Below are 11,286 nucleotides of genomic sequence, written 5' to 3'. Positions count from 1 at the left end.
CGGCACAACACGCCGTCAAAACGGGCAGAAGAGCGGGCGAGTCTCGACTTGCTTGAATTCCCGGTGAATTCTCAGTAACTAGTTTCAAAGGACGATCAATGAGTAGCAACCAACAACTTGGAACTTTCGTCGAAGCACTGCTCGCGGTGCGACGGTCCTCGGCGTCTCCTTGGCTTACTTGGCATTCTCAAAGTGGTGAACGCATCGAGCTCTCTGGACGGGTATTTGACAACTGGGTGGCTAAAAGCGCGAATTTGCTGGGCGACCTTTACGACCTCGGCGAAGAATCCATCGTCGTCATAGACCTCGCCCCACACTGGAAATCGCTGGTTCTGGCCCTAGCTGCATTGCACCACGGCGCCAAACTTGTCGACCCAGCTCATCAAGATGCGAAGAGCGCGGCCCTGTATATTACGGCCACGCCCAACGATGAAAACATTCCAGCAAGTAGCGAGATCCTCGCCGTGAACCCGGCAGCTCTCGCGCTGTCCTTCGGTTCGGATCTGGGGCCCGTTGCTGAAGACTTTAATGCCACGGTACGTTCTTATGGCGACCAGTTCTTCCCATCGGCAGTAGCTGGTTCCACCGCGGCCATTGACACCACTGCTGACGCAGAGCTGAGCATCGAAGAGCTCTTCTCACCGGCGGCAGATCCCAAGGGCACGATCTTGGTACGTGCGGATCAGCCAATTTTAAAACTACTCCCCTACCTAATTGGGCAGTGGAAAGCCGGGGACGGCGTAGTTCTGGTTGAAGATTCTCTAGAGGTCAGCGACCGCCTACGAGATGGTGAGCGCATCACCTTCGACTACGTGCCTGGGGCCTAACGAAAGACCTTAGGAGTAGAGCCGGTGTCGGTCGGTCCATTGGAACCTGTTGCTAGGTCCTTGCCGTCCGCACCGGTTTCGCTCTGTGGTCGACCCAAAATCTCGTGGTCGTGGGCGAACTCTTCTTCCTGATCCATTTCCTTACCAAAGACCCAGAAGCGGTAAGCGAAGAAGCGGAAGATGGTGCCCAGGATCAGGCCGACGACCGAACCGGCAATGAAGACCGAAGTTGCATCGGTTAGACCCAGCCAGTACTTGGTGACCCAAACACACGCGGCCGCAATGCCCAGACCGATTGCGTTCATGATGATGAACATCACCAGCTCGCGCACCACATTTGCTTGGCGACGATGGCGGAAGGTCCAGTATCGGTTAGCGACCCACGAGAAGATGGTCGCAACGACACCTGCAACGATTTTTGCCTTAACCTGCGAATCGCTCATTGAGCCATGCAATAGCCAGACATAGATGCCCGAGTCAATGATGAACGCGACGCCACCGACGACACCGAACTTCGCAACTTCACGCCAAAACAGCGATATGAGTCCGGCAATTTTTGATTTGATGCGCTCGAGCAAGGGTCCTCCAGGGAATCAAGTTCCCGTCTGGCTAGCAGTAACAGGGCGCGCAGAGCAGAACTCAGAGAACGCGACCTTGCTATTTTATCGGTAGTTTCTGGTGATTGACCGAATTCTGAGAGTAATCAGACAACGCGCATGCGAATCTACCGCGTGATTTCGATACCCTAGATATCGTGAGCTTTCCAAAAATTGGTGTGATTGGTGGCGGGCAGCTAGCCCGAATGATGGCCCCCGAGGCCCTGAACCTAGGTTTTGAACTTCATGTTCTGGCCGAAGGGCCCGAGGTGTCGGCAGCCCGAAGTGTTCCTGATGCACCCATTGGTGACTACAAGGACCTCGAAACCCTGCGCAAATTTGCTCAGGGTAAGGACGTGGTCACCTTTGACCATGAACATGTTCCCAACGAATTTCTCACCACGCTAATCAATGAAGGCGTAAACATTCAGCCGCGCCCGGCCGCCCTGATTCATGCACAGGACAAGCTGGTAATGCGTGAAGCTATCGAAGCTCTGGGCTTGCCCAATCCTGCGTGGGCCAAGGTAGATGATGTTGAGCAGCTGATCGCTTTTGGTGATCAAACCGGCTGGCCCATCGTGCTCAAAACCCCTCGCGGCGGATATGACGGCAAGGGCGTGCGCATGCTGGATAACGCACAAGACGCCAAAGACTCTGCCGACTGGTTCGCCAACGGTCCACTGCTGGCCGAAGACAAAGTCGATTTCTCCCGAGAACTTTCAGCCATGGTGGCACGCACCCCCTCCGGTGAAGCCAAGGCTTGGCCAGTAGTGCACACCATCCAGGTTGATGGAGTCTGCGACGAAGTTATTGCACCGGCCCAGGAACTGGATCAGGCTACGGCCCAAGCCGCTGCGCAGGCGGCACTGCTGATCGCCAATGAATTTGGTGTCACTGGTGTCATGGCTGCAGAACTTTTCGAAACGCCCGGCCAAGGGGCTGGTTTTGTGATTAATGAATTGGCCATGCGTCCACACAACACCGGGCACTGGACCATGAATGGTTCTATCACCAGCCAGTTCGAACAGCACCTGCGGGCGGTTCTAGATTTGCCGCTGGGTGAAACGAGCGAGTTGGGTCTGACCGTCATGAAGAATTACCTTGGCGGCGCCAACCAAGATCTTTACTCTGCGTTTAGCGCTGCCCTGGCCGCCGCGCCCGAGGTGAAGGTCCATGCCTACGGCAAATCGGTGCGTCCGGGACGCAAGATCGGACACGTAAACGTAGTCGCTAATGCCGGGCAGAGCGTGGATGAACTTCGCTCCCAAGCCAATAAGGTCGCCGCGATAATCCGCGACGGCGTGGATGCTGACCACTAATCTTTTGACCGCCAAGAGCCACTGCACCCAACAACGCAGTGGCTCTTACACTTACTTATCCCAAGGAATATTCTGATGTCTGTTGCACCTCTTGTTGGCCTTGTCATGGGTTCGGATTCCGATTGGCCAGTAATGCGCCTCGCCGCACAAGCCCTGGCTGAATTTGGCATTCCCTTTGAAGCTGACGTTGTCTCTGCTCACCGGATGCCCACCGAAATGATTGAGTACGGTACAAAAGCTCACGAACGCGGACTGCGTGTGATCATTGCTGGCGCTGGTGGCGCAGCTCACCTGCCGGGCATGCTCGCAGCAGTTACTCCGCTTCCTGTCATCGGAGTGCCAGTTCCACTGGCTAAACTTGATGGAATGGATTCTTTGCTGTCCATCGTTCAGATGCCTGCAGGAGTCCCCGTAGCAACTGTTTCCATCGGTGGTGCACGCAATGCAGGATTGCTTGCAGTGCGCACTCTCGCATCGGGAACCGACGAGCTTGCACAGTCATTGCAGGTAAAGTTGCTTGAGTTCGCAGAATCTCTGCGCGAATCAGCCCACGCTAAGGGTGCTGCACTGCGCGAAGAAGTTGCCAACGAGAATTTCGCTTCCTAGGGAAAGTCACATAAGTACATGGGTTCTGCCAATCATCGCGCACAAGGTCCGTTGCGCAGTCCGGAGACCATAAGCGCTCCGCAACGCAGCAAACGTGCGCTGATCTTGGTCCTCTTGACCATTTTCTTCCCGGGCAGCGCTCAGCTCGTTGCCGGAAACCGCAAACTTGGACGTATCGCCGTCACCGTCACCATGATTTGCTGGGTGGCTATCCTTGCCGTCCTCGCAATCTATTTCATTAACCGTTCGGTGATCCTTGGCTGGGTCGCGCACCCGAACTTCCAGATGTTCCTGATCATCGTGCTCTCAGTATTGGCCGTCGGTTGGTTCGTCATGTTCGTTAACACCTTGGTGATCATCAAGCCAAGAATGTTGGCACCAGGTATGCGCGCTATCGTGACCGTGTTTACGCTAGCTGCGGTTGTGGCCACCAGTGGCGTGTTCATTTACGGAGCATCGATTCTGAACACCGGTCGTGAGACCATCGTGTCCGTCTTTGACGAAGGACCGGCCTTTGAACCGGTCAACGGGCGCTATAACGTCGCCGTGTTCGGTGCCGACTCCGGTAGCGACCGCGAAGGTGTGCGTACTGACTCAGTGGCACTGCTTTCGGTGGATGCCAAGACCGGCAAGACCCTATTGATCTCCATCCCGCGTAACTTCCAGGGTGCTCGCTTTGCCGATGACTCACCGATGAAGAAGATCTGGCCTGACGGCTACAACTGCGGTGACGAATGCATCTTTAACGCCATCTACCGCAACGCAACCGACGAGCACGCTGACGCTTTCCCAAGCACAGTTAAGAACGTCGGTGCGCAGGCCGCGATGGACGCTTTGGAAGGCACCACCGGCCTACCTGTTCAGGGTTACGTCATGGTCGACATGGCTGGCTTCGAGCAGTTTGTTGATGCCCTCGGCGGCGTGAACATCGATTCGGGTGGCTGGGTTCCTTACAACGGTAAGCGCTACGAAAACAGCACCATTCGTACCCACTGGTTCGCTCCGGGCAACCAGACCTTCACCGGAAAGCAGGCCCTGTGGTTTGCTCGCTCCCGTGACTTCACCGATGACTACCACCGCATCAAGCGCCAGCAGTGCTTACAGCAGGCAATCATCAAGCAGTTCACTCCGCAGACCATTCTGAGCAACTTCACCAGCATCATGTCCGCCGGTGAACAGCTGGTGGAAACCAACATTCCAGCCGGTCAGCTCGGTTCCTTTGTCTCCTTGGCAGAAAAGGTCTCCTCGCAGCCAATGGCTCGACTGACCCTCGGCGCTCCGGACTTCGAACGCACCTTCTCCACCTACCCAGATTTTGATAAGTTGCAGGGTCGAATTCAGACCTTGATCGCAAAGCAAAACGAGTCGGATGATGAGAAGAAGGCTAAGAAGAGCGCCGCGGCTGAAGCAAGTGAAGACTCAACGGATTCCTCCAAGTCTGAAAAGAGCACTGAGAGTACCGAGGCTTCCGAGGACACTTCAGATGCTGGAGATATCAATAACGCGCCGAAGCTGTCCGACAGTGGCGATGCGGAGTTCACCCAGCCTGATGGCAGCCCGATCACCGAGGAATACTTGGTTGAGCTGGAAATGGCCGGCGCAACCACCAGAATTTCTCAGATTGCCGCCAACAACGACGAGTGCACCGTTCCTTAAACGGATCATGCACTGCAGTACCAACGGTTAGACCCCCCGACCGCAACGCAACCCAATCACTGTTAATGAAAGGCTATGGTCAAGCGACGTGTTCGAGTTGAATAACGCGATCAGGGACTACCACTGGGGATCCGATTCTGAGATCTCTGACTTGCTGAATCTGCCTGCGGAGATTACTCCGCAGGCAGAGATGTGGCTTGGTGCTCATCCTGGGTGCCCAAGCCGTCTGGCGGATGAAGATGTTGCGCTTAATGACTTCATCGCGCAAGACCCACAACACATCTTGGGTACTACTGTGGCCCAGCGTTTTGGCCGATTGCCATACTTGTTCAAAGTACTCTCGGCCACCCAGCCGCTATCGATCCAAACCCATCCAACGCTCAAGCAAGCTCAAGAACGTTTTGCCTCGGAAAATGCCAGTGGCAAGGCTTTGGATGCAGCTGATCGTAACTACAAGGATGACAATCACAAACCGGAGATGCTTTATGCGCTCACCGATTTTGTGGCTCTGTCTGGATTCCGTCAGCCAGCTCAAATCATCAAAGATCTACGCTTGGTATCCGGTGAGCTCCCAGCCAATCAGCTGGGTGAGGTCAAGCGGATCATCGGTCTGTTGCAAGGATCGGATCCGTTGGCGCAGACCTTTAAGCACATTCTCACCGCGGGTGTACCCGTGGCCCAAGCCGTTGAGCAGATCTGCGCAGCCATCGAGTCTTCGGCAAAGTTGAGCTCTAATATTCACTTTGCGGAGCTTGTCTCGATCAACAAGATCTACCCGAACGATCCGGGCGTACTTGTTGCTCTGTTGCTGAATTTGGTTTTCTTGGAGCCAGGACAGGCCATCAGTTTGGGTGCCGGAAACGTACACGCTTATCTGCGTGGACTCGGCATCGAGGTCATGGCCAATTCGGACAATGTATTGCGAGGCGGACTGACCAGCAAGCACATTGATGTTCCAGAGCTCTTGGACGTCACCATAGCCCAGCCCTCCCCCGCACCAATTCTGGAGCCGGTGGCGCTGGCTAACCATGACCGCTTGTACAAGCCAGAGTTTGAAGAGTTCCAGTTGCAGGTTCTGGATCCGACACAACCAGGCCAAGCATCGGATCTGCAATTGCACGGGGCCGCCATTATCTTGTGCACCGCAGGCGAATTCTTGATCAGAACCCAAGAAGGCCAACGGACAATTACCCGGGGCCAATCCTTGTTCATCACCGCTGCGGAGCTACCAGCTTCAGCAACTCTCCAAGGTGATACTCGGGGCCAGCTCTTTGCTTCCAGCTCGCAGCTGGACTGACATCTCTGACACCAGCCGCTACGAACGTTGAGCGATTAAAGACCTGCGGCCATGGACTTACTTGAGTCCATGGCCGCAGGTCTTTGTCTTACCTGGATTTAGCGGGTGTAAGCTTCCCACTTGTCCTGGTGGTGTTCGCCTTCAACGAAGCGGATGGTTCCGGACTTCGCGCGCATAACGATCGACTGGGTGCTGATGCGGTTGCCCTTGTAGCGCACACCGCGCAGCAGGTCGCCGTCGGTGATGCCGGTAGCTGCGAAGTAGCAGTTATCCGAGGTCACCAAATCGTTGGTGGTGAGAACGCGGTCCAACTTGTGGCCAGCGTCCAGCGCCTTCTGCTTCTCGTCATCGTCGGTAGGCCATAGACGTCCCTGGATGACACCGCCCAGTGCCTTGATAGCGCAGGCGGTCACAATGCCTTCTGGAGTTCCACCGATACCCATCAGTGCGTCAACACCCGTGCCTTCACGAGTTGCCGCGATAGCACCGGCTACGTCGCCATCCATGAGCAGCTTGGTGCGAGCACCAGCAGCACGGATCTCTTCGATCAACCCAGCGTGACGAGGACGGTCCAAGATGGTGACGGTAATCTGGCTGATCTTCTTGCCCTTGGCCTTAGCGATCAGGTGCAAGTTCTGCTTCACAGGCAGACGTAGGTCAACTAGGTCTGCTGCTTCTGGTCCGGTGACCAGCTTTTCCATGTAGAAAACTGCTGACGGATCAAACATGGATCCGCGGTCAGCTACTGCCAACACCGAAAGTGCGTTGTTCAGGCCCAGGGCCGTCAAACGGGTTCCGTCGATTGGGTCAACGGCTACGTCGCACTCCGCACCGGTGCCGTTGCCAACTTCCTCGCCGTTGAAGAGCATTGGTGCTTCGTCTTTTTCACCTTCACCGATAACAACAACGCCATTGAAGTTCACAGTGGAGAGCAGACCACGCATTGCATCAACTGCAGCGCCGTCTGCCGCGTTTTTGTCTCCGAAGCCAACCCATGGCGTGGAAGCGATAGCGGCCGCTTCTGTAGCGCGCACCAACTCCAGTGCTAGGTTGCGGTCCGGCTCCGCGTCGGTTAACGACAATCGCGGAGAAAGTTGGGCATAATTGTTCTTTTCGGTCACGAAAGATCCCATCACTGAGTCGTAGTCATTGCGCCTATGCAAACACTGACATTCTAGCTCTTTAGAAAATTACGTGACAGTTCATGTCGACGGCCCCTGCAACACATCAGCGTGGGCTTGGGCACGCAAGTTCGAATTACACAGACTCTTCAGGGAGAATAGAAGACGTGCAACTTGAGAACAACAACGGGAACAACGTGCCTGTCAACGAACCGCTGGATCAAAACACCGAGCTAGATTCGGCCCCGCGCCGCGATCTAAACGATCCCGAAGCTACCTTTGACGATCTTCCGTTCAAGCCACAGCTCACCGAAAAAGCCGCCAAGCGTGCCAATCAGACTTACAAGGGCATGATTCTTTCGGTCGGTTTCACCCTGGCGATTCTCATTCCGTTGATTCTTCTCAACCCGGCTCCTAAAGAACAAGCCTTTAAGAGCGATGTTAACCTGGCCCAGACTGCCGAGCAGACTGAATCCATCGCAGGATTCAAGATTTTTGCACCCGAGCTGGCCGAAGACGAGTACGCGAATTTTGCACGTTGGCAGGCTAACAATGCCCAGGGCGTTCCGTACTGGGAATTTGGCGTTGTCTCCGATGACAAGAATTTTGTATGGGTTCGCCAAGCTGCCAAGGCCAACCAAACGTGGATCGCTTTGACCACGGACGCTGCCGTTCCTACGGGCACCAAAACAATTGGTGGCTGGAAGTGGGAAGAACGTGTGAAAGACAAAACTACCTACCTGATCGCAGAGCGCAAAGACTCGACTCTTATCCTTTCGACCGACACTTCCACCGAAGAGTTGGAGAACGTCGCAAAGTTGGCAGAATCGACGATGAATTAGTTCGCATTATGACTGCGACCTGACGCGACGAATTCGATATTCGAATTTGTTCCCGTAGACTTTGGCTTATGCCATCTGATTCAATTGCTCAGTCCCTGTCACCCAACGAGGCATGGGAAAAACTCAGCGCCGGCAACTTACGCTTCGTCAACGAAGAGACCGAGCACCCCAATCAGGACAGTGCACGACGCCAGTCCTTGCTCACTGGTCAAGAACCCTATGCAGTGATTTTTGGTTGCTCAGATTCCCGACTTGCTGCTGAAATCATTTTTGATGCCGGTTTGGGTGACATGTTTGTGGTGCGCACCGCCGGTCACGTGATTGACCCGGCTAGCTTGGGCTCATTGGAATTCGCGGTTGAGAGCCTGAACGTCCCGTTGATTGTGATCCTTGGCCACAACTCCTGTGGTGCAATCACCAGCGCCATCAAGGTTAAAGAAACCGGCAACATGCCCAAGGGCTTTGTTCGGGACTTGGTTGAGCACATTACCCCATCGGTACTGGCCGCTGAGCGCAAGGGCATCACCGATGTAAACGGCACCGCCGTCGAGCACGTCAAGCAGACCACGGATCGTCTTGTTGATTTGTCCACCATCATTGCGCAAGCCATCGAAGAAGGCCGCACGGCAGTAGCTGGCGTGGCCTATCACTTGCACGACGGGCGAGCACAGCTGGTCTCCAGCTTGGGTCTGGACTAAGCACCCGCGCACATTGCAAACTGCCTTGTAGATCAACATTTATTCCCGATTTTCTGAAGCGTCACTGTGGGTTGTGATGTTTGCATCAGGGTCCTGTCTTTCGCCTGCCAAACAGGCGTAATCTGGGCGCATGACTAACAGTGACGATTTCCGCATTGAACACGACACCATGGGCGAAGTCCGAGTTCCAGCTCAGGCTTTGTATCGCGCACAAACTCAGCGTGCGGTGGAGAACTTTCCCATCTCAGGCAAAACCCTAGAGCCATCGCACATCAAGGCTCTCGCGCAGGTAAAAAAGGCCGCAGCTGCCGCCAACCTCGCTTTGGGCGTCTTGGATGCCGAACGCGCCGAAGCAATTACCGATGCGGCCCAAGAAGTGGCCAGCGGTAAATACGATGCGCAGTTCCCTATTGACGTCTTTCAGACCGGCTCCGGCACCAGCTCAAATATGAACACCAACGAGGTTCTAGCTGAGCTTGCCACCCGCGCCTTGAAGGCCAAGAACAGCGACACCGAAGTTCATCCGAATGATCACGTGAACGCTTCGCAGTCTTCCAACGACGTGTTCCCTACTTCGGTGCACGTGGCAGCTACCAGCGCATTGATCAACGACCTGATTCCAGCCTTGGGCCAGCTCGCTTCCTCGTTGGAGTCCAAGTCGACCGAATTCAAGGACGTTGTAAAGTCCGGACGTACTCACCTCATGGACGCTACCCCGGTGACTTTGGGTCAGGAATTTGGTGGCTACGCTGCACAGGTTCGTTACGGCATTGAACGTATCGAGGCTGCATTGCCACGAGTGGCCGAAGTTCCTCTGGGCGGCACTGCGGTGGGTACCGGCATCAACACCCCGGACGGTTTCCCACAGAAGGTCATCGAGTTCCTCCGCGAAGATACTGGCCTACCTATCACCGAAGCCCGCAACCACTTTGAGGCGCAGGCAAACCGTGATGGCCTGGTGGAAGCATCCGCCGCTCTTCGCACCATCGCAATTTCGCTGATCAAGATTGCCAACGACTTGCGCTGGATGGGCTCCGGTCCAAACACTGGTTTGGGTGAAATTGCCATTCCAGATCTGCAACCAGGGTCATCGATCATGCCGGGCAAGGTCAACCCAGTCATCTCTGAAGCCACCATTCAGGTTGCGGCTCAGGTGATCGGCAATGACACCGCTATCGCCTGGGCCGGAACGAACGGTGCCTTTGAACTGAACGTCGGCATTCCAGTGATCGCCTCGAACCTGCTTGAGTCAATTCGTTTGCTCTCCAACACCACTAAGGTCATGGCTGAGAAGATGATTGACGGCATCAAAGCCAACGTTGAGCGTGCTCGATTCTTGGCCGAGGCCTCACCATCGATCGTGACACCACTGAACAAGTTGATTGGCTACGAGAACGCCGCAAAGATTGCCAAGAAGGCCGTTGCCGAAGGGCTGACAGTGCGTGAAGCTACCGTCGCTTTGGGCTTTGTTGAGCGCGGTGAAGTTACCGAAGAACAGCTAGATCAGTTGCTCGATGTTTCCACCATGGTTGGAAAGCACTAGCCGCTGCGGTCGCAAAATAGTGGCCCGTGGTGATTCAGAATTTTCTGAATTACCACGAGCCATCGCTATGCCAAGGCGTGACTTGGCATATGGGCGAACGCTGCTATTGCAGATTGATCCAATAACGTCGTACTGCTTCTTGGACCCCGAACTTCGGACCAACTTCGCTCAACGGTTTGAGGCTTTCGAGGACTCCCCCGCTGGATTCAATGGTGCGAGCGGAGCCGATGTTGGAGTCACTACAGGTAATCAGTACTTTCGAGAGACCCAGTGCTCGCGCTTGCTCCAATGATCCGGCGAGCGCAAATTTGGCGAGCCCTCTTCGTCTGGCGCTAGGGCGAATGCCGTAACCGATGTGGCCGCCGACTTCCAACAAGTAGTCATTGCCTAACTCGTGCCTCAAGCTCACGGCACCTAAGTATTCGCCGTTTTCCACGACCCATAGCGTGCTTTGCGAGACGAATCCCGGCAGGGGTGTGAAATCCGGCTTTGCCAAGTCATTGAGCAACTGCACCCAATGCTCAAAATCAGTGCGGTCAGCCAAGTCCCAGCCATACTTTTCGGCGAAGAAGACTGAGGCGCCATCTTGGTCGACGCCGTTCCATTCGGCAGTACTTTGCATAAATGATGCATGGAGTTCAGGACTTGGTTTGCGCAGTTCTATTTGGGCCATAACCCAACCCTATGACACCAAGACTATGAGCTGTTTTCGGTGACCCTGAAGGCCACAATGTTGCAGATCACATAAGTTGCACCCTCGTTCCCATAGTGCAATACTGCA

11 protein-coding genes are annotated in these 11,286 nt (G+C 55.0%); 8 read left to right on the top strand and 3 right to left on the bottom strand.

Going from position 1 to position 11,286, the window contains the following annotated elements; all coding sequences use genetic code 11:
* The first annotated feature begins 98 nt into the window (after positions 1 to 98).
* The gene (locus ACT3RW_RS03750; RefSeq protein WP_444612858.1) at positions 99 to 827 is read left to right on the top strand and encodes a TIGR03089 family protein; all 729 of its coding nucleotides are present in this window, start codon (positions 99 to 101) and stop codon (positions 825 to 827) included.
* Here ACT3RW_RS03750 and ACT3RW_RS03745 read toward each other — a convergent pair.
* Positions 824 to 1,405: a GtrA family protein gene (locus ACT3RW_RS03745; RefSeq protein ID WP_131090170.1), complete on the bottom strand. Its 582-nt coding sequence runs from the start codon at positions 1,403 to 1,405 to the stop codon at positions 824 to 826. The genes ACT3RW_RS03750 and ACT3RW_RS03745 overlap by 4 nt on opposite strands.
* Before the next feature lie 176 nt (positions 1,406 to 1,581).
* Between ACT3RW_RS03745 and ACT3RW_RS03740 the strand changes: the two genes are divergently transcribed.
* The 4 genes from ACT3RW_RS03740 to manA all read left to right on the top strand — a co-directional run bounded on the left by ACT3RW_RS03740 (position 1,582) and on the right by manA (position 6,301).
* Positions 1,582 to 2,742, top strand: coding sequence for a 5-(carboxyamino)imidazole ribonucleotide synthase (locus ACT3RW_RS03740; protein ID WP_131090171.1), 1,161 nt, complete (start codon positions 1,582 to 1,584; stop codon positions 2,740 to 2,742).
* Positions 2,743 to 2,817: 75 nt separating this feature from the next.
* Positions 2,818 to 3,348, top strand: coding sequence for a 5-(carboxyamino)imidazole ribonucleotide mutase (gene purE / locus ACT3RW_RS03735; protein WP_444612857.1), 531 nt, complete (start codon positions 2,818 to 2,820; stop codon positions 3,346 to 3,348).
* Positions 3,349 to 3,366: 18 nt separating this feature from the next.
* Positions 3,367 to 5,004, top strand: a complete 1,638-nt coding sequence (locus ACT3RW_RS03730) for an LCP family glycopolymer transferase (protein ID WP_444612856.1) — start codon at positions 3,367 to 3,369, stop codon at positions 5,002 to 5,004.
* A gap of 88 nt (positions 5,005 to 5,092) precedes the next feature.
* Positions 5,093 to 6,301: a mannose-6-phosphate isomerase, class I gene (gene manA / locus ACT3RW_RS03725; protein WP_444612855.1), complete on the top strand. Its 1,209-nt coding sequence runs from the start codon at positions 5,093 to 5,095 to the stop codon at positions 6,299 to 6,301.
* 98 nt (positions 6,302 to 6,399) lie between these two features.
* On the opposite strand, the gene glpX is transcribed toward manA, so the two are convergent.
* Positions 6,400 to 7,434, bottom strand: coding sequence for a class II fructose-bisphosphatase (gene glpX / locus ACT3RW_RS03720; protein WP_131090374.1), 1,035 nt, complete (start codon positions 7,432 to 7,434; stop codon positions 6,400 to 6,402).
* A gap of 155 nt (positions 7,435 to 7,589) precedes the next feature.
* Between glpX and ACT3RW_RS03715 the strand changes: the two genes are divergently transcribed.
* The 3 genes from ACT3RW_RS03715 (at position 7,590) to ACT3RW_RS03705 (ending at position 10,505) form a co-directional block, all read left to right on the top strand.
* Complete coding sequence (locus tag ACT3RW_RS03715; protein WP_444612854.1) at positions 7,590 to 8,264, top strand: DUF4245 domain-containing protein; 675 nt, start codon at positions 7,590 to 7,592, stop codon at positions 8,262 to 8,264.
* A gap of 83 nt (positions 8,265 to 8,347) precedes the next feature.
* Positions 8,348 to 8,962, top strand: a complete 615-nt coding sequence (locus ACT3RW_RS03710; protein WP_444614611.1) for a carbonic anhydrase — start codon at positions 8,348 to 8,350, stop codon at positions 8,960 to 8,962.
* A gap of 130 nt (positions 8,963 to 9,092) precedes the next feature.
* On the top strand, positions 9,093 to 10,505 hold the full coding sequence (locus ACT3RW_RS03705) for a class II fumarate hydratase (RefSeq protein ID WP_444612853.1): 1,413 nt from the start codon (positions 9,093 to 9,095) through the stop codon (positions 10,503 to 10,505).
* A 103-nt stretch (positions 10,506 to 10,608) separates the two neighbouring features.
* On the opposite strand, the gene ACT3RW_RS03700 is transcribed toward ACT3RW_RS03705, so the two are convergent.
* Positions 10,609 to 11,178 carry a GNAT family N-acetyltransferase gene (locus ACT3RW_RS03700; protein ID WP_444612852.1) on the bottom strand — a complete coding sequence of 190 codons (570 nt, stop codon included), beginning with the start codon at positions 11,176 to 11,178 and terminating at the stop codon, positions 10,609 to 10,611.
* Between the last annotated feature and the right edge of the window lie 108 nt (positions 11,179 to 11,286).

Source organism: Glutamicibacter sp. AOP5-A2-18, assembly GCF_052446055.1.
Taxonomy (GTDB): Bacteria; Actinomycetota; Actinomycetes; order Actinomycetales; family Micrococcaceae; genus Glutamicibacter.
The sequence above is the reverse complement of the archived record's forward strand: the minus strand, read 5'-3'. Positions and strand labels throughout refer to the sequence as shown.